Consider the following 18,528-nt stretch of genomic DNA (forward strand, 5'->3'; position numbering starts at 1 on the left):
GAAGAACTAATTGATCGAATCTACAAAGGTATTGATGAGCTAAATCAATCGCCTGTCGTGTTCAGGTGGAGATATAAGATGGATGAGATTAGAGTATGATATATTGTTTTATGAACGCTCTACTAGTATACATATAAACAAACTGCTTTAGAGCCCCTTTGAGATATTATGGTAGTTTTCTCTTGCACAAATAAGCTCATTCGTATCTTTTGTACCTCATCACATACAATTGTAGAAAATCTGCAGGAAAGCAACTGCTTACTTGTAATATGAAAGACTACCAGGGAAGACCTAGTATATAAGAGGTAAAATGAAACGTTATCTTGTCCTCCTTTGTTTGCTGCCTGTGTTGTTGGCAGCAAATGAATACACACTTGATCAAATGATTGACCATGGCTTGCAGAATAGTTTTCAGATCCGCAAACAAGAGTTGAACCATACAAGCTCAAAAAGCTCACTAAATTCTGCTAAGTGGAATCTGTTACCAAATGCAGAACTTAACGCCGGGCTGAATCAAGATTTTGATCCCATCTCCCCCAAAAGCGGTTTGACCAGCTCTGCTGGAATTGAAATCAGTAAGTCCATCAGCTTGAACGACGCATCTTTCTTCAATTATAAGCAAGCTGAAGTGGACTCAAAAATCGCCAATCTGGAGTTAGAACGCAGCTACTCGGATTATGCATATCAAGTAATACAAGCTTATCTGGAGACCCTCTCTGCCACAAAAAGGAAAAGTGCTTTGGAGGAGAACCTGGCAATACAAACTAGGGTTTACGAACAAAGCCAGGTTCTGCTGCAATTGGGCAAGACCACTCCCTTTGAAGTGAAGCAAAGTGAGATCGCTGTGATGAACAGCAATATAAGCATAATTCAATTGGAAAACACCATTGCTAATGCTCGTGCGAAGTTGTTTTCGCTTGCGCAAATGCAAGACGAAGGGTATCCTTTAGCGGATATCGAAACAGATACAGATAAAAGCATCCCTCCCTATAACACAGATAGCATTACTGAGATCAAATTACTAGAGTTCTCTTTGAAAAAGAACGATCTCAACCTTACTCAAAGCAACCTGGATTATCTGCCCAAAGTATCTCTATCCTATGGATACTCACGCCGAGTATCCGGTGAAGACTTCGATCTGAACAACTACAACTCCGTTCATGGAATTGGACTAAACCTCTCCTATTCCATCTGGAACTTCTTTACAAACAAAGAAAGCAGCACTCGCCAAAAGATAAATAAGCAAAGCACTCTGCTTTCTATTGAGGACATTAAAGACCAAACCCGGCGTAACTATGATAATAGTATTCAAGAATTGGAGTACTTGTTACGCTTGGATGAATTGTACCGGGAAAGGTTGGAGCAATCTCAAGAACAGATACGCATCGCTGAAGAGCGTTATAGATTGGGAATGATCCAACTATTGGAACTGGATAAAACTCGCACAGAATACATTGATTCGGACATACAATACAATGCTAACCGCTATCAGATTATCCAAAAACAAGAAGAACTAAATCACTTGCTATCGCAAAAAATCATGGGTAAATGGTAAACAATGAAGAAGTACATCAAATACGTGATAATCCTGGTTCTGATTATATGCACGTTTGTCCTCTGGAACCACTATCGCAAAGCAAAACTAGCACCAGAGTGGCGTATGGATAGCCCCTCACTGGGATCAGTTCGAGAAGTAGTAACCGCCATAGGCTCCATTAACCCTTATGTATTGGTAAACGTTGGAACCGAAGTAAGCGGAAAAATTGAAAAGCTATACAAAGATTACAACGATCCAGTTCGAAAAGGAGAGTTGTTGGCAAAGCTAGATACAGAAATCCTGGCCACTTCTCTGGAAGCTGCCCGCGGTGATCTTGCCATAAACCAAACCGCACTGGAAGAAGCAGAACTGGACTACAGCCTGCAAAGTGAATTATTCGAACGAAACATGAGTCCGGAATATGACCTCAAGAAAGCAAGGTTTAAATTACAAAATGCCCAACAAAACCTTGCTAATGCCCGCCTTAGCTTGCAACGAGCAGAAAAGAATCTCGCTAACGCTCATATTACCAGCCCTATAGATGGAATTATTGTTTCCAGAGCAGTTGATGAGGGCCAAACCGTGGCTGCTAGCCTGAACTCTCCAACCTTATTCATCATTGCCAACAATCTGGACAAGATGCAGATTACCGCAGGTGTGGACGAAGCAGATATCGGCAAAATCACCATGGGTATGCCTGTGGAATTCACAGTAGATGCTCACCCCAATCAACACTTTGAAGGCAGTGTACAGCAGATTAGACTAAATCCCACTACAGAATCCAATGTGGTGACCTACAGTGTTATCATTGATGCCACAAATCCCGATAGATTGCTGCTGCCGGGAATGACTACCAATGTCACCTTCATTATAAACTCCCGTGACAACGTGAATAGAATACCGGAAAGCGCCACCAGATTCCGCCCCAGCAAAGAGATTTGGGAGTTATTTGGGCTAAAGTGGGATGATGCACTGTTAAACGCCGGTAGGAACGCCATACAAGAATACATGCAGAAACAAAAAAGTGAAGTTGCTACTACGCACGCTATTCCCGCAATACCTCAAAAAGGTAAGGATCCCAAAGCAAATAGCGCCATGACCCCAAAATCCCCTGAAAGAATGAACATTGTGTGGGTATTGGACTCCAATGAGCCAAAACCAGTTGCCGTTAAAACCGGAGTATCGGACGGAGCGTTTGTGGAGCTAATTGATGGTATTGATAAAGATGCTAAATTGGTAACTGGCGTCATTTACAACGATACAAAACAAGCAAACGTAAATTCTGGTCCAGGAATGAGAAGATTCTAATGCAAGATATACTGCTTAGCACAAAAGCCCTCTCTAAAACATACATCATGGGAGACATCCATGTCCATGCGCTGCGCAGTGTGGATTTGGAAGTAATGAACGGAGATTTCATTGCTATCATGGGAGCGAGCGGAAGCGGTAAAACCACTTTCATGAATCTCTTGGGTTGTCTGGACAAAGCCAGCGAAGGTGAGTATATATTGGACAATATCCCCGTTCATCAAATGAATGATGATGAACTCACAGTTATTCGAAACCAAAAAATCGGATATGTGTTCCAAAGCTTTTACTTGCTTCCTCGCACTACTTCCCTGGAAAATGTAGAGCTACCTCTCCTCTACTGTAATAAATGTTCCCTACAGGAACGACATAAGAAAGCCTTGAAAGCGTTGAAGATAGTAGGTATTGCCGATAGAGCAAAGCACTTTCCCAATCAACTTTCTGGTGGTCAGCAACAGCGTGTCGCAATTGCCAGGGCAATAGTAAACGATCCTTCCTTTATCCTGGCGGATGAGCCCACAGGTAATCTGGATACTCGCACCAGCGTAGAGGTAATGGCTGTGTTCCAAGAGCTTCACGCTCAAGGAAAAACTGTAGTTCTAGTTACTCATGAACCGGATATTGCCCAGTATGCGCACCGTCACATCACTTTCCGGGATGGCGGGATTATAGCAGATAGGGTGAATCCTAAACCTCGAATAGCTGCAGATGATCTTCTTACATTACCAAAGCTGGATGAGGAGGATTGATGTCTATATTAGGTATCATTCGCATTGCGCTGAAGTCACTCACACGAAACAAAACCCGCACATTCTTGACAATGCTGGGTATCATCATCGGTGTAGCAGCTGTAATCGCCATGCTGGCAATAGGACAGGGTGCCCAAAAGATCGTGGAAGATCAGGTAAACTCCATGGGAACAAACGTGATCATGGTGTTCTCAAACTTTAGTCAATCTGCAGTGAGACAAGCAGCCGGAGGGGGAAACCTGCTCACGGTAGACGATGTGGATGCCATCCGAGATCAATTGGATGGAGTCTTGTATGCCTCTCCAGTTTACAACACTTTCGGACAACTGAAGTATGAGGGCAATAATTGGAGAACCGGAGTGATGGGTGTGGATACGGACTATTTCTTCATCCGAGATATGCAAACTTCCTCTGGTGATCTATTTTATGGTTCAGATGTAGAGAACGGTGCGAAAGTCTGTGTTATTGGCAAAACAGTTGCCGATAACCTTTTTGGAGATATCGATCCTGTAGGGAAAATCATCCGCATTCGCAATATCCCTTTCACCGTTACCGGAGTACTTACGGCAAAAGGGCAAAGCGTAATGGGTCAAGATCAGGACGATACCATTTTAGCTCCTTATACTACAGTGTATCAGAGATTACTCGGTCACCGTTGGAGAAACATGACTATAATGGTATCTGCAGTAAGCAGAGAGACTATAAATCGCCTTCAACAGGATATACTGGATCTGCTTCAAGCCAGACACAGAGGTACCACCAGCGAAGAATTCGTGGTTCAATCACAGACCGATTTAGCTGAAACAGCAAATAGCGTCTCTCACACCATGACTATTCTACTTGCCTCCATAGCTGGAATATCTCTGTTAGTAGGCGGTATTGGGATTATGAACATTATGCTGGTATCAGTTACCGAGAGAATAAAGGAAATCGGTATTCGCAGAGCAGTTGGCGCAGGTAAACGAGACGTGTTGCTACAATTTATTGTCGAAGCAGTGGCCATCAGCATACTGGGAGGATTCTTTGGCATTCTTTTGGGTTTTGTCGCGGCGCAGATCGTGAGCAAAGTGATGGATTGGAATATCGCTGTTACCGTGTGGTCCATCATTCTTTCAGTCGGTTTTTCCATGGCTATAGGAATCTTCTTTGGATGGTATCCTGCCAAGAAAGCTGCGAACCTGAATCTCATAGACGCACTCCGCTACGAGTAGCACAGTTATGAATAGATATAGCATTACTACATGTTTCATACATGGTTTCAGAGATCGGTAAAATGTTTCAAACAAACTGTCGTCTACCAGTATCCAGGAAAAATGAAATTATTATGCTTGACATTATTCTATAGGAAACATAGATAGACTCATATTGATAAAGGAGTCCCTAATGCTTAAAAACATTGTATTGGCACTTTTCCTTTGTGGCATCATTCAACTAGTGGCTATCGATAATTACGATACGGGTATGGGTCTGCATATCGGTAACAGCACTGGTAGCGGATATAGTTTTCGTAAATGGTATCCCAACTTTGGGTTTCAAGCCACTTTGGCCGCATACAGTTCGGATAATGACAAACCAAAGTTTGACAATTACACAGATTTCCCAAAAAATCATGGGAAAAGAACTGTCAAGGTGGGGATTAACTACCTACAGCCCCTGTTAATGGGAGAGAAAACCAATTTCTACATAATCTGCGGTGGTTCTTATTCATTTCGCAAAGAGCGGATTTACGAGGATGAAGATCACTCGGAATGGAAGAGTAAAGACAGATGGACTGTGGGTATTGGACCCGGATTTGAGTTTCAGATATCCAATCATTTACGGTTAACCGTGGAACTCCCGATCACTCACGACCACAAGGGAGATACTTCCATGCTAATCCCTGCCAGTGGCCTCTACTACTATTTCAAATAGGCTTGTCAATCCCGATGCTCTACATAATTAAGCCCCGGTATCTTCCGGGGCTTTTATTATCATTCACCGATTATTTTCACTAACACTCGCTTTCGGCGCATTCCATCATATTCACCATAAAAGATCTGTTCCCAAGGACCCAAGTCCAGCTTACCATCTGTAATGGCAACCACTACTTCGCGTCCCATGATCTGTCTTTTCAAGTGAGCATCGGCATTATCTTCGTAACCATTGTGTTGATATTGTTTGTGGGGCTTTTCAGGAGCCATTTTTTCCAGCCAAACCTCAAAATCCTCATGTAAACCGTTTTCATCGTCGTTTATGAACACGCTTGCGGTTATATGCATCGCATTAATCAGTACAAGACCCTCCCTAACCCCCGATTCTCCTAGGGATATTTGTATCTGGGGAGTGATATTGATATACTCACGCCTTTTTGCGGTATTAAACCACAATTCCTTTCGGTAACTCTTCATAAGCTAAATAATAGGTTGCTTCTCCAAGAAAACCGCCAACTCGATGGGAGTATCAAAAATCATATCCGCACCTGCTTCTTCAAGTCTTTTTCTTCCTGCAAAGCCCCATGCAGCGCCCACGGCAAGCATTCCGGCATTCTTCGCAGTTTGAATGTCCACAGGCATATCTCCCACCAGTGCTACCATATCTGGCTCTACTTTCAGTCTTTGAGCCAGTTCCAAAGCAAGAGTGGGATCCGGTTTCTTCGGTTTATCTGGTTGCTCACCACTGTATACTCCAAAGGGATTCTTGGTGTGCCGAATCATAGCACCACGGAAGAAATGGCGGATCATCTTTTTGGTGAAATAGTGGGCCTTGTTCGAAAGAATCGCCAGCTTGATCTTGCGAGCTACAGCCAGCTGAATCATGTATAGAACTCCGGGATACGTCTTGGTACTAAGATACCACTGAATATCATAATAATCCCAAAACTTTGCTGAAAGTGTCTTCAAATCCTTTGAGCTACGCTTGGTTGCGGGTAGAGCATTGCGTACAAGCTCGGATTGTCCATGACCCACAAAGTCCTTGAAGGCTTCAAGTTCATGTTGGGGATATCCCATCTCTGCCAGTCCTTTGTTTATGGAGCCGGCAATATCAGCCAGCGTATCAAGCAAAGTACCATCCAGATCGAAGATAACGGCTTTAATCAGAGGGGAGTCGATCATGCTATTCATACTTCCTTTATAATTGTTTGTATTTTTATAGGGTCAGAAGCTTGGCCTGCATACAACGAAACATGAGGAAATGGTATTTCAATCCCTTCAGTTTCAAAGCGTTCTTTGACAGCAAGCATCAATTCAGTTTTCATATTGACTACGTTTGCAGATTCAGTCCACACACCGAAGTTGATGTTCACACAGGAATCACTAAAGTCTTCCAAAGCTAATAGCGGAGCAGGTTCTTTTAGTGCTCCAGGAATACTATCAGCTATTTCCTGAAGAATACCAACCACTTTGCGCAAATCTTCTTTGTATGCTACCGGTAAAACAAACTGAGCCCGACGAATGGGAAAACGAGTGATATTTATCACGTCATTCTTGATCATTGTCTCGTTGGGAATACGAACATAGCGGCCATCGAAAGTCTTCAATTTCACGGATAGAAGATCAATGGAGTCAATCATTCCTGTATTTCCGTTTACTTCCACAACATCTCCAATCATAAAAGGCTTTTCTGAGATCAGGAAGATACCGCTGATGATGTTTGAAATAGAGGTCTGAGAAGCAAAACCAATTGCTACACCAAATATGCCTGCAGCACCCAACAACGCTGAAATCTTGAAGCCAAATTCATTGAGAATGGTAACTACCAAGATAAGATACAAAAGGTATTTTACCGTCCTGCTAATCAATACTTCAGACTGAAGTGAAAGTTTGTCTTTGATGAGCTTGGACACTATCTTCAGTATTACCTTAACAGTCGGAAGTCCAATTACTATTATCAATAAAACACGCACTGCTAAGCTTATACGCTCTGGTGTAATAAAACCAGTAATTAGATTCATGGATGATAGTTCATACATTATTTTATATCCTCATTTCTATTTAATACCATGAGCGCACTTTTATTTTTTCCTGCCAATCTGTCTATAGCTTTTTATTAGAATGATGACTTTTCCCCGTTCGAACTGTCTATAACTTTCCACAAATCTGCAATTCTGTTGAGGTCTAGCCACAGGTTAACAACCGTAAACAGCCAAATCAAAGCCCTAATCACACAAAATTGCATAAACAGAATAAGTAGGTAAAATGGGGAAATGTCTGAAGTGAGTGAAGATACTTCTCTAGCATCAAACACAAGAAAACCTGTAAGTGTGCTATGTCCACTCTTGAATTCGATATACTATAGCATCTGTCTTGCTTAAGCCTTCAAGGAATACTAATCAGTGGTTGTGTATTGCTGATCGTCGTCAGGGAATATAGCTTTGATAATACGATGGGAATCGATGCCGGGTCAATAACAGATATGAATGCTCTACTCCCTCTCTGCTTCATTGGGTGCTGAAGCAGATATCATCACGTGATAATCGTGTGGTCACTCGATGATAACAGCATGATATCAGGTTCAGCATAGCTTAATCAGTTAAGGAAGGTAACGGAGACATACCTAATGTGTGTGACTTTAGGCGGACTTTTTGTGGTGTCTGAATACTTGTATCACTCCAGATCATATATTTCTTTCATATAACGGTAGATCAACCACAAAAAAGGTTAGCAAGTATATCAAGCAAAACCAACTGACAAAAAAGGCCACTCCGTAAAGTGGCCATGTATTGAAATCGAAACAATTGCTTAATCAAATTGCACTTGAGGGGCACGCTGGGCTTCTGCATCGGCAGTAAAGAACTGGAAGGATTTGGCTCCGATCATGCCGGCGATGATATTGTTGGGAAATACCACAATCATCTGATTGTAGAGCTTTGCAGCATCATTATAGCGCATTCTTTCCGTACGGATGCGGTTTTCGATGCCTTCCAACTGAGCTTGTAACTGCAAGAAATTCTGGTTGGCTTTGATGTCCGGATATTTTTCTACCACCACCATGAGGCGACTAAGTGCATTGGATAACCCTGCTTGATTGGCTTGAAACTGCTGGAATGCAGTAGGGTCTGACAAGGCTTCCGGGGGAAGGTTAATTTTCCCGCCCATCTGAGCTCTGGCTTCGGTAACTTGAGTAAGTGTCTCCCGTTCAAAATCAGCCGCTCCTTGAACTGTTGCAACAAGATTGGGAACCAAGTCATAGCGGGATTGGTAAACGTTTTCCACCTGTGCCCAGGCTGTCTCTACATTTACTTTTTCCCGTTGGATTTTATTGTATCTACTGATAAACCAGCTTGCCGCAAACACGATTATCAGTATTATCACTAGTAGAACGATAAGTCCTTTCTTCATAATCAGGTTTCTCCCATAAATTCAATTTAGGTTCAATCTGTCCGGGTGGGCTATCTTGTCCAGAACAAAATCACTAATCGGTGGTGAAGAGTATTTGAGGAGCTCTAATTCTGAATCTCTTGTCGACTTTCCATACTGCTTCCGGGGTCATCTCTGTATCCATTTTATTCATAATGTGCGGATCTGCGGATATCTCGACCATGCCTTCTACGAGAACCAAAGTAAAGAGTTCTATAGCAGTACTATCTACAACAATTTTTAGCTCGTTATTCAGTTCAGTAAACAGACCTTTGAGGGATTGAGTAATGTAGAGTGAATCTGCAGTTTCACGCTTCACAAGCTTGATTTTGGATCCGGGAAAACCAAAACCACTAGCTTGAGTAAATATATGGGTGGAATCCGAGAAAGATACACTAACATTTGCTTTTTGCAGTCGATACTCCACAAAAGCATGATCTGTCTCATCAAACTTAATTGTCTTACTCTTGTTGTAGGGAGTAGCAAGCATTACTGCAAAAATAATCATCGCTCCCACGGCTGCTATAAAGACTTTATGCCATTTCCTCAATACTATGCGCTTCTGCCCTACTATGTAATATGGCTGTATATCCAGTTTCATCACCCGCCACAAACCATGTGTAGAGACATAGACGATTGCCCCCGAAAAGATTACATCACTAAGGAAATGCCCTCCCTGCATTAAGCGAACCCAGCCGATAATACTACCATAGAATAGCGCAAAGAGGTTTACCATCACATAGTATCTTCGCTTCCACAGTCCGCATACCAGAGCTGTCGCAAAGAAATAGAAACCCATTGTGGCATGACCGCAGGGGAAAGACTTCCCTGGAGTAGATTTATCGATTTGCAGGGGAGCTTCATAGTTGTAACGTCCGCCAAATATTTCCAAATCCCGGGGACGTGGACGGCCCCAATTATCTTTTAAAGCACTGTTCACTATCAGCCCTGGACCCAGGATAATGCTTAGTACCATAAAGAGATACAACTTCCGGTATTTTGTGTGTATTGAACTAGTTTTAAAGGATCGGAAAAAGAAGAACAGAGCAGCGATGCTCACTATCAGAGCGGGGATGTTTCCATAATGGTATATCAGTTTCAACCAACCGGATTCATTCATATACCATCCGTCTCTATAATAGAAGGTTTGCACATCTACATCCCAGTCAAAGATGGCGAATAATATAGCACTGATGGCCATCATAGCCGAAGGGATCAATATGTGTGAAGATGACAAAAGACGCCCCCAAAGGGGCGCCTTCGAATTATGGGGATTAGTCATTATTCTTGGTTATTGACCTCATCTGCAGCTTCTTCTGTGGGTGTTTCTGCAGGTTCTTCAGCCGGAACTTCCACAATCTTTTCTACAGGAGCTTCTACTGTTTCTTCTACGGGGATCTCTTCTGCTTCCTCGCTGGGGATTTCCACAATTGGCTCTTCGGCTTGAATGTCAGCTATTGTTTCTACTGGAGCGTATTCATTTGCTTCGATATCTGTCGCTTCTGGAATAGCCCTGGTGGTTTCTTCGCGTTCTTTCTGTGCGGCCTCGGTTTCAGCTGCCTGTTTTTCACGCTGCTGTTTCTCGGCTTTCTTTTTTTGCAATCTGGCAATGCGGTCGCGCATGTATTGTTCGTGGATTGCGATGTATTCTTCCTGGAGCTTGGGATCACGAGAGAAGAAGAATGCTTTTACGGACAGGATAAGTCTGCGGTTCTCCATATCTAGTTCGATTACTTTGAGGGGTAGATCTTCACCAACATGGAAAGCGTCTTCGCTGTGCTCAAGTTTTGCCAGAGCCAGATGCGAGATCGGGATAAATCCCTCCACCACATCTTCGTTCATGGGAATATCCACTAAAACACCCTTCGGAATCAGTTTGGAGATCTTTCCGATCACCTCCGAATTCACGGGCAGGTTTTGGTTAAGGGTTTCCCAAGGATCTGGTGCAAGTTGCTTTACGCCAAGGGCAATGCGATGTTGAGCTTTGTCGATGGAGAGGATAATGGTCTCTACTTCCTGGCCTTTGCGAAACACCTCACGGGGATGATAGATGCGTTTGGTCCAGCTAATATCGGAGATATGCACCAATCCGTCGATGCCTTCTTCAATCTCGACGAATGCGCCGAAAGCAGTGAGGCTCTTTACCTTACGTTTCAGTACTGATCCTATGGGATAACGATCTTCTATAGTAAGCCAGGGATTGGGATCCATCTGCTTCATACCAAGGGAAATACGCTTGTTTTCCTTGTCCAGTTCAAGTACTATGGCATTGATTGTATCGCCATTCTTCAGTATCTTGCGGGCATCGGTAATCTTCTTGGTCCAGCTCATTTCACTGATATGTACCAATCCTTCCACACCGGGTTCCAGTTCTACAAAAGCGCCGAAACTCTTCACGCTTACCACTTTTCCCGTAATACGTGTTCCTTCCGGGTACTTGATCTCAATGTTCTCCCACGGATGAGGTACTAATTGCTTCAGTCCCAGAGATATTTTATTGCTTTCAGGATCGAAATTGATCACTTTCACTTTTACTTTGTCGCCGATAGCAAGCATTTCGGAGGGGTGATTGAGCTTGCCCCAAGACATATCTGTAAGATGCAGAAGGCCGTCGATACCGCCCAGATCGATAAAAGCGCCGTATTGGGTGATGTTTTTCACTTCACCCTCCAATTCGGAATCGATCTCTATCTTGCCCAGCAGTTCTTCTCGTTTCTGCGCTGCTTCTTCTTCCATTACAGCGCGGCGGGAAAGGATAATATTGCTATGTTCTTCATCCAGATTCACCACTTTGAACTGCAACTCTTTACCAATGAATTGATCAAGATTGGGAATGGGCTTCAAAGACATCTGGCTTCCGGGAAGGAATCCTTCGATGCCGTAAACCTCTACAATCATTCCGCCCTTTACGCGACGACGGATAATGCCTGGTATGGCATTCCCATTTTCGTTAGCTTTCTTGATGCGCTCGATGTTTTCTTGGTAATCGGCTTTCTTTTTGGAAAGCTGCAGGCGACCGTCACCACTCTCAATCTTGTTGATATACACTCTGATCTTGCTGTAACGTTCCGGAGGACCGCTATAGGCAAATTCGGATATCGGGATCACTCCCTCGCTTTTGAAGCCAATGTCTACGCGGACTTCCTTATCTGAGATATCCACTATAGTGCCTTCGATAATCTCGCCAACTTTGAAATTGGAGAATGACTCTTCATACATGCTCAGCATGTCTTCATGTTCCCTTTCTTCAGGGCTGAGAGCTACTTGTGGTTCTGTTTCGGTCGTTACGGCTTCCGGTTCTGTTTCCTGGATCGTTGCTTCAACAGCTTCTTCAGGTTCAATTACTTCTGCTTCAGGGGTTGCTTCTTCTTGTTTCGGCTCTTCGTTGTTTTCGAGCACTGTTTCTACTTCCGTTGATTTCGACGCTGTGTCTTCACCTTCGAGTATGATCTCGGGATCGACTGGGTTTTGATCATGATTTAACATGATTCCTCCTTAAACAAGGGGATATTCTGAATACCGGTTGCTAGGCATTCCTCCCCATTTATTTTCAAAATTCTATTGTACACATCTACAATCTGCGCTTCCGGAGTACTGGCTCCAGCTGCAAGCCCGATTCGTTGCTTATCTCCAAAGCTTTCGGCAGATAGTTCTTCACCTGTCTCAGTGTGGATAGTAGGGCAGTATTCCGAGCATACTTTAGCCAGCATTCTAGTATTGGAGCTTTGTTTTCCTCCAATAACCACCATCATATCGCTTACTTTGGCCAGTTCTGCACTGGAATTCTGCCGTTGGCCTGTAGCCAGGCAGATTGTGTTATGAATCTTCAACTCGATCACTTTGGGTATCAACTGCGTAACCAACGTCCTCAGGTGCTCAAGTTTCTGAGTAGTCTGAGAGATCACGCAGATTCGATTTGCCATTATATCTGGCACAGGCTCACCAGGCGCTACTACAATGGTATTGGCGTCACCAAAGCTTTTCATCCCGATTACTTCAGGATGCTTGGGGTCTCCCAGGATTAGGACCGGATAGCCCTCTGCATTCGCTTGTTTTACCAATTCATGAGTCCTGGCTACATAAGGGCATGTGGCATCCACAATTGTGTTGCCTTGTGCTATCAAAACGTCGTATTCTTCTTTGGTGATGCCGTGAGAACGTATAATCACCACACTGTTATGCAATTCTTTAGCAGAATTAGCCATTTTTAACTCTTTGGATTGAAGCTCTTGCACATATTGGGGATTGTGAATCAGTTCGCCCAAACTATATACTTTATTCCCTTTTTGCACTGCTTCCTTGGCAAGCTGGATGGCTCGTCTTACTCCAAAACAGAACCCAGAATAACATGCCAATCTTATCTGCATAACTCGTCCATACGTTTCAAGTAATGACAATAAAGCAGGTCCACCTGTCCATCTATGGTCAAGGAACCAGTATCAATCTGGATTGCATCAGAGGCTGGTACTAGAGGTGCCAATGCCCTGGAACTGTCCGCTTTATCTCTTTCTTCCATTTCTCGCAGCACTACTTCATAATCGGGATTCAGACCTTTTTCCTTCAGTTCCAGATACCTTCGTTTTGCCCTCACTTCTACCGGGGCAATCAAAAAGAACTTCAATTCTGCTTGGGGAAAGACCACGGTTCCAATGTCCCTTCCATCCAAGATCACACCACTGTTTTTACCCATCTGTCTCTGTAGTTCGACCATTTTCTCACGCACCAATCTTTTCGCGGAGATTGCTGAAGCCAGACGGGATATCTCTGGTTCCCGGATTGCTTGAGACACATCTATATGGTTCAGAATTGTACGATTACCTTGTTCATTGTATTGGATTTCGATATTTATCGAGTTCATCAGTATGGATAATGCCTGGGGATCTTCAATGTCGGTATTACTCTGCTTTGCGGCAAGCCCACAAGCGCGATACATTGCGCCTGTATCCAGATAAACATAGCCCAGCTTGCCAGCTAAAAGCTTCGCAGCAGTACTCTTACCGGAGGCGGCAGGTCCATCGATTGCGATTATAATTCTACTCATATCCAATACTAATCTCCATGATACACCATTTTTTGAGTCTGAATACGAGTCAATGTATTTTTTGCTATTTTGTATAATTTATGTTCATACTGTGCAATTATTGTGCCCCAGCATCACACGCCACTCACCTTCAATAGAAAATTTAAGAACCGTTATAGCTGCCATCCTGATCAAGTCTTCTTGGCTTTCTGCAAGTACAGAACAAATTCCGTGCCTTTCTGCTCCTCACTGTTGATTTCATAATCCACTCCCAGAATCTTGAGATAACCCAGGCACAAGCGTAAACCCATTCCCATACCCATCTCCTGATTGGTTCCTTCCCTGGGCTTCGACTTCTCTTTCAGCAAGGAAGCCACCTCTTTTTTAGACATACCAATACCGTTATCTCTGATACATAGTTCCACATACTTCGGTTGCTGTTCACAAGTAATATCGATAGTCCCGCCCTGATGGCTATACTTAATCGCATTACTCAGGATGTTACGCAATACGATTTTGAGGATATTCGGTTCGGTGTAAGACTTTATAGTATCCGGCTCACACTGCAGATTCACTTGAATTTGCTTTTGGTGGACTTGTCCCCTTGAGAACTTAACTACTTGCTCCAATAAGGATTTTACTGCTACGTTTTGCATAAGCCTATCCACATCTTTTCTAAAACTACGGGATTCTATCCACAGCATCATCTCCGCCAGCAAATCCGTAACAGCGTCCAGATTGTCTTTAACATGGCTTATCAGATCGTTTACGGCATCTTTGCCGATGCTGCCGTCCAAAATCAGGTCCAATGCCGCAGCGCTATTTGCAGCCGGGCCTCTCACATCGTGGGACAGTATGGATATCAAACGGTTCAACATCGACAGCGATGCTTCCAATTCCCGGTTGCTCTTTACTAACTGCCTAGATTGCTTTTTGATTAACTTATTGGATTTTTCCAATTCTTCATTCTTGTGGCGATAAGATTCTTTTTGCTCCTCGATTTTCCGGCGCAAGTACTCCGCTTCTTGTTTTGAAATCATGCGTTCGGAAATATCTTTATACTGTTCTTCCTGCAAGTCCAAAAGTTCATTCATGGCTTTGTTGGCATTCTTAAAATCCTCCTTGGCTACATAGTATTCATTAAAGAGCTTACGGATGGTTACTTTGATCTGCAATACATCGGAGTCTTTGCTTAGCATCTCGGCTTCATTCAGAGGCTTTATTGCTTCCTCATATTGCCCCTGTTTCATCATTAAGGTACTCATGATGACCAGAATATTGGTATAGCCCATTACATCAGTCTCTGCATCGATAATTGACAATGCTTCATCCAGATGCTGCTTTGCCTCGTCAAAACGACCCAACTTCACACAGGCGGAAGCGACAGTACTCAATGTATCCGCAATATGCGACTCTCCATAGTAATTCCTGCTGATCTCCAGAGCTTTCATAGCACAATCGTATGATTGCTCATAATCCTCTAGATCTGCATGTACACGTGCCATATTGCCGTACACATAGCTTTGATAGGGCAAATTTTTCGTCTCGATTGCAAGCTCTAGAGCTTTTTGGTAAGCTTTTAGGGATTTATCGAAACTTCTGAGCGGACCATATGCATTTCCCAGATTAATATACGCGGGGACCATATCATCAGGATCTACATTTCTGCGTTCCATTTCCTCCAAAAGTTCAAAACATAAGTCCACAGCTCTGATAAACTGCTTGGTAAAACCATAGGCCACGACAAGGTTGTTTGTGAGAGAAATCCAACTTGTGCTATCCTTGTCCACTTGTGTAAGCATATCTTCCCATATATTTATGGCTTTCAAATGATCACCCCGCATGGAATATGTGATGGCAAGAGTGGACTGAACATGAAAGATTTCATCTGGATCGTTTATTTCTTCGGCAATTTGCAGTGCTCTTTGTAAAACATCTTCTGCAGCATTTGCATCCCTACCGTTTATATGATAGCGCGCCAAACCAATCAAGGTATTGATTTTCACAACCTCTTTGGACTCGAAATCTGTTTCTTCCAAGTACTCTTCCACTTCGTGGATGATCTCGACCGATCTGCTCCGCTCAGCTTTGGTAAGCTCATTCAGTAGTCCGAATATATGTTTTGCTTTTTCTTCAGTAAGATCTTTCTTCATATGTTTTTACCCTTTGGTTCAGAATAAGTTTCTCCTAAATTTAGTCAACCTCTTTTTTATTCAATTATAGCTTTACATTGTTTCTGTAGTAACTAGATGATCATTGTCATATTATGCCTACAAGTACACAGTATTTCAGAAAATAAAAACTGCTTATGGATATGAATGATATCAACTTCTTCCCAAGCATATTGTACCCGTTACTTTCCCTCCTGTTCAAGCTGTGGTGATCGTGATATCAAGCTGTAACAAAGCAATGGTCACTCGATGATAACACGATAATATCAGCTTCAGCACCAGTCAAAGCCCTGAGGGACTTAACTATTATCACTTCACCCTTCATAGATTTAAAGCTCTTGTCCTTGATTACTAAGTTTTATTAAGGTATAGATAAAGATTATTAAAGTATTTCCTTGACAGATTCTGAGATATCTGATCTGATACACACATATAAAGGAGAACACAATGAATCTAGCTAATTGTCCCATATGTCATAAAGAGTTAGTAATCCGTGAGTATCACTGTCCGTCTTGTAAAGTAAGCTTCGAGGGAGACTTCAGTCGCAACTGGCTAGAAGGATTTACCGCATCACAATTGGAGTTTATTAAGCTCTTCCTCCTGGTACAAGGGAATTTAAAAGAGCTTCAGAAGCGTTTAGGTATATCATATCCAACAGTCAAAAACAGGCTGTCCGAGATCATCGGCATCATCACCCGGGAAGATGGTGGCATCAATGATTATACGGACATTTTAACGGATCTGGAAGGAGGATTCATCAATGTGGAGGAAGCTGTAAGCATGATCCAAAAGAGGAGAGAACAATGAAGACATTTAGAATTCAGAAAAAATGGTCTCAAGATCCATTGGACGAAATAAAGTTGTCCAATAGTATCGCACCCATGATAATCGAAGCATCAACGGACGAACAGATTCGTCTGGAAGGCATCATTAGCTGTGAATGTAGTGAAGAAGATGATTTAGACTTGGAAAACTACGTGATCTCAAGCTATAAAAAAAATGTTTTTAACTTGGACTTGGAAGACCTTCCCTTCAAAAATCGGGATCTCAAGATGAGCCAGTTCAAACTGACTATCCCTATCGGAGTATTCTTAACTGCCCAAACGGATAACTATCCGCTTAGCATCATCGGGCTCAACAACAATTTGAAGATCCTTAGTGAAAATTCCCCAGTTTCCATCAGGCACTGTGAAGGAAGCATCCACATCAAAAGCGAAAATGGCCCTTTGAAGCTTCAAAACCTCAATGGGGATATCTTTGCCAAAATGGAAAATGGCTCGGTGGTAGCTGAAGATATCACTGGAGATGGTTTGCATGTGGAAAGCGAAAATGGACCCATTAAATTGCGCTTGGCCAGCTTCAAGAATGTGCAGTTATCAACCGAAAACGGCCCCATCTACTATGAAACTCAACCAGTGACAGGTGGAGACTTCAATTTCACTACCGAGAATGGTATCGTTCATCTGGTACTGCCCCTTCGTTTCAGTTTCAAACTTTCAGCTCAGTCCGAGAGTGGAAGATTCAAATCCAATCTTGATGCAGAAGTAATCAAGGATGATGATACGCTTAGAATCGAAAACATCTTTGACGATGAAGAGCCCACCATGATTTCCATCAATACAGAGAATGGCTTGATAAAGCTATCCAGCGATGGGCATATCAATCTGGATTATATTAAGACAAAGATGGAGCAGATTAAAGAAGCTCTGATGAGTGTGAAAAACAAAGAAGAACTAGATAAAGCCTTGGATAAATTGAATTCCATGATGGATTATCTGTTGCATTCAGTACAGTCCATCAATGAAGATAAGATCAGGGCCAAAGTAACTCAAGCCATTAATAATATGAAAGATATGGTCAAAGATTATGATTTTAAGGACGCCGGGAGTGTGTTGATCGGCAAAGTTGACAGACTGAGTTCCGAGATCTATGCTGGCATCAAAGAGGGGCTTCGCAATGTTAAAGCCGAATTTGATGGTTTTAAATATGAACATTTGAATGCAGATTCCTTGAAGGACTACATCAATAAAGTTGTGAATTCTCCGCTGATCAAGCCCTATCTATCTTCCGAAAAGAAGCTCCGGGAATCTGAAGAAATTGCTAATCGCAGTCGGTTAAAAATCCTTGATATGCTGGAAGCAGGTAAAATCACCAGTGAGGAGGCAGAACGGTTGCTCAAAGCCATCGGCAAAGAATAACCTTGACAGCAACTCAAGCCTGAAAATTGTTGCGAAACACGGTCGGGATGTAGCGCAGTCCGGTTAGCGCGCTCGGTTCGGGACCGAGAAGTCGGAGGTTCAAATCCTCTCATCCCGACCAATGTGTTTTTTGCATACATGTTCTTTGAACCCACCATTAACCAGTCCCCCACACCCGTTTGTGATCTCACAGCAAAATGGCAGAATGG

General features: G+C 42.9%; 16 protein-coding genes and 1 tRNA gene. 8 read left to right on the forward strand and 9 right to left on the reverse strand.

The window, feature by feature from the left end; translation table 11 throughout:
- Positions 1-310: 310 nt before the first annotated feature.
- The 5 genes from PHF32_05610 to PHF32_05630 all read left to right on the forward strand — a co-directional run bounded on the left by PHF32_05610 (position 311) and on the right by PHF32_05630 (position 5,505).
- The gene (locus PHF32_05610; protein ID MDD4560196.1) at positions 311-1,555 is read left to right on the forward strand and encodes a TolC family protein; all 1,245 of its coding nucleotides are present in this window, start codon (positions 311-313) and stop codon (positions 1,553-1,555) included.
- A 3-nt stretch (positions 1,556-1,558) separates the two neighbouring features.
- The gene (locus PHF32_05615; protein MDD4560197.1) at positions 1,559-2,845 is read left to right on the forward strand and encodes an efflux RND transporter periplasmic adaptor subunit; all 1,287 of its coding nucleotides are present in this window, start codon (positions 1,559-1,561) and stop codon (positions 2,843-2,845) included.
- Complete coding sequence (locus tag PHF32_05620) at positions 2,845-3,594, forward strand: ABC transporter ATP-binding protein (GenBank protein ID MDD4560198.1); 750 nt, start codon at positions 2,845-2,847, stop codon at positions 3,592-3,594. The genes PHF32_05615 and PHF32_05620 overlap by 1 nt, the downstream gene beginning before the upstream one ends.
- Complete coding sequence (locus tag PHF32_05625; GenBank protein ID MDD4560199.1) at positions 3,594-4,805, forward strand: ABC transporter permease; 1,212 nt, start codon at positions 3,594-3,596, stop codon at positions 4,803-4,805. The genes PHF32_05620 and PHF32_05625 overlap by 1 nt, the downstream gene beginning before the upstream one ends.
- Before the next feature lie 172 nt (positions 4,806-4,977).
- A complete protein-coding gene (locus PHF32_05630) occupies positions 4,978-5,505 on the forward strand; it encodes a hypothetical protein (GenBank protein ID MDD4560200.1) in 528 nt (175 codons plus the stop codon).
- A 59-nt stretch (positions 5,506-5,564) separates the two neighbouring features.
- On the opposite strand, the gene PHF32_05635 is transcribed toward PHF32_05630, so the two are convergent.
- The 9 genes from PHF32_05635 to PHF32_05675 form a co-directional block, all read right to left on the reverse strand.
- A complete protein-coding gene (locus PHF32_05635; GenBank protein MDD4560201.1) occupies positions 5,565-5,981 on the reverse strand; it encodes a secondary thiamine-phosphate synthase enzyme YjbQ in 417 nt (138 codons plus the stop codon).
- A 3-nt stretch (positions 5,982-5,984) separates the two neighbouring features.
- Positions 5,985-6,695, reverse strand: a complete 711-nt coding sequence (locus tag PHF32_05640) for an HAD family hydrolase (GenBank protein MDD4560202.1) — start codon at positions 6,693-6,695, stop codon at positions 5,985-5,987.
- Positions 6,692-7,543, reverse strand: coding sequence for a mechanosensitive ion channel family protein (locus tag PHF32_05645; GenBank protein ID MDD4560203.1), 852 nt, complete (start codon positions 7,541-7,543; stop codon positions 6,692-6,694). The genes PHF32_05640 and PHF32_05645 overlap by 4 nt, the downstream gene beginning before the upstream one ends.
- 769 nt (positions 7,544-8,312) lie before the next feature.
- On the reverse strand, positions 8,313-8,912 hold the full coding sequence (locus PHF32_05650; protein MDD4560204.1) for a LemA family protein: 600 nt from the start codon (positions 8,910-8,912) through the stop codon (positions 8,313-8,315).
- Between the two features lie 73 nt (positions 8,913-8,985).
- Positions 8,986-10,167, reverse strand: a complete 1,182-nt coding sequence (locus tag PHF32_05655; GenBank protein ID MDD4560205.1) for a phosphatase PAP2 family protein — start codon at positions 10,165-10,167, stop codon at positions 8,986-8,988.
- A 44-nt stretch (positions 10,168-10,211) separates the two neighbouring features.
- Entirely contained in the window at positions 10,212-12,416 is a 2,205-nt protein-coding gene (locus tag PHF32_05660) for a 30S ribosomal protein S1 (protein ID MDD4560206.1), read from the reverse strand.
- The gene (gene ispH, locus PHF32_05665) at positions 12,410-13,297 is read right to left on the reverse strand and encodes a 4-hydroxy-3-methylbut-2-enyl diphosphate reductase (GenBank protein ID MDD4560207.1); all 888 of its coding nucleotides are present in this window, start codon (positions 13,295-13,297) and stop codon (positions 12,410-12,412) included. Before ispH ends, PHF32_05660 begins: the two co-directional genes overlap by 7 nt.
- Entirely contained in the window at positions 13,288-13,971 is a 684-nt protein-coding gene (gene cmk / locus PHF32_05670; GenBank protein MDD4560208.1) for a (d)CMP kinase, read from the reverse strand. Before cmk ends, ispH begins: the two co-directional genes overlap by 10 nt.
- 170 nt (positions 13,972-14,141) lie before the next feature.
- The gene (locus PHF32_05675) at positions 14,142-16,103 is read right to left on the reverse strand and encodes a tetratricopeptide repeat protein (protein ID MDD4560209.1); all 1,962 of its coding nucleotides are present in this window, start codon (positions 16,101-16,103) and stop codon (positions 14,142-14,144) included.
- Positions 16,104-16,568: 465 nt separating this feature from the next.
- Between PHF32_05675 and PHF32_05680 the strand changes: the two genes are divergently transcribed.
- From PHF32_05680 to PHF32_05690, 3 genes are all read left to right on the forward strand, one after another.
- Complete coding sequence (locus tag PHF32_05680) at positions 16,569-16,928, forward strand: DUF2089 family protein (GenBank protein MDD4560210.1); 360 nt, start codon at positions 16,569-16,571, stop codon at positions 16,926-16,928.
- Positions 16,925-18,319: a DUF4097 family beta strand repeat-containing protein gene (locus tag PHF32_05685; GenBank protein MDD4560211.1), complete on the forward strand. Its 1,395-nt coding sequence runs from the start codon at positions 16,925-16,927 to the stop codon at positions 18,317-18,319. Before PHF32_05680 ends, PHF32_05685 begins: the two co-directional genes overlap by 4 nt.
- Positions 18,320-18,362: 43 nt before the next feature.
- Positions 18,363-18,440, forward strand: a tRNA-Pro gene (locus PHF32_05690).
- The last annotated feature ends 88 nt before the right edge of the window (positions 18,441-18,528 follow it).

The organism is Candidatus Cloacimonadota bacterium (assembly GCA_028706475.1).
Classification (GTDB): domain Bacteria; phylum Cloacimonadota; class Cloacimonadia; order Cloacimonadales; family Cloacimonadaceae; genus UBA5456.

Bases quoted from the DNA above. Each gene is read 5' to 3' on its own strand.
- PHF32_05630 (MDD4560200.1), top strand. From the start codon at position 4,978: ATGCTTAAAAACATTGTATTGGCACTTTTCCTTTGTGGCATCATTCAA.
- PHF32_05685 (MDD4560211.1), top strand. From the start codon at position 16,925: ATGAAGACATTTAGAATTCAGAAAAAATGGTCTCAAGATCCATTGGAC.
- PHF32_05660 (MDD4560206.1), bottom strand. From the start codon at position 12,416: ATGTTAAATCATGATCAAAACCCAGTCGATCCCGAGATCATACTCGAA.
- PHF32_05680 (MDD4560210.1), top strand. From the start codon at position 16,569: ATGAATCTAGCTAATTGTCCCATATGTCATAAAGAGTTAGTAATCCGT.
- PHF32_05615 (MDD4560197.1), top strand. From the start codon at position 1,559: ATGAAGAAGTACATCAAATACGTGATAATCCTGGTTCTGATTATATGC.
- PHF32_05640 (MDD4560202.1), bottom strand. From the start codon at position 6,695: ATGAATAGCATGATCGACTCCCCTCTGATTAAAGCCGTTATCTTCGAT.
- PHF32_05645 (MDD4560203.1), bottom strand. From the start codon at position 7,543: ATGTATGAACTATCATCCATGAATCTAATTACTGGTTTTATTACACCA.
- PHF32_05650 (MDD4560204.1), bottom strand. From the start codon at position 8,912: ATGAAGAAAGGACTTATCGTTCTACTAGTGATAATACTGATAATCGTG.
- PHF32_05635 (MDD4560201.1), bottom strand. From the start codon at position 5,981: ATGAAGAGTTACCGAAAGGAATTGTGGTTTAATACCGCAAAAAGGCGT.
- PHF32_05610 (MDD4560196.1), top strand. From the start codon at position 311: ATGAAACGTTATCTTGTCCTCCTTTGTTTGCTGCCTGTGTTGTTGGCA.
- ispH (MDD4560207.1), bottom strand. From the start codon at position 13,297: ATGCAGATAAGATTGGCATGTTATTCTGGGTTCTGTTTTGGAGTAAGA.
- cmk (MDD4560208.1), bottom strand. From the start codon at position 13,971: ATGAGTAGAATTATAATCGCAATCGATGGACCTGCCGCCTCCGGTAAG.
- PHF32_05675 (MDD4560209.1), bottom strand. From the start codon at position 16,103: ATGAAGAAAGATCTTACTGAAGAAAAAGCAAAACATATATTCGGACTA.
- PHF32_05620 (MDD4560198.1), top strand. From the start codon at position 2,845: ATGCAAGATATACTGCTTAGCACAAAAGCCCTCTCTAAAACATACATC.
- PHF32_05625 (MDD4560199.1), top strand. From the start codon at position 3,594: ATGTCTATATTAGGTATCATTCGCATTGCGCTGAAGTCACTCACACGA.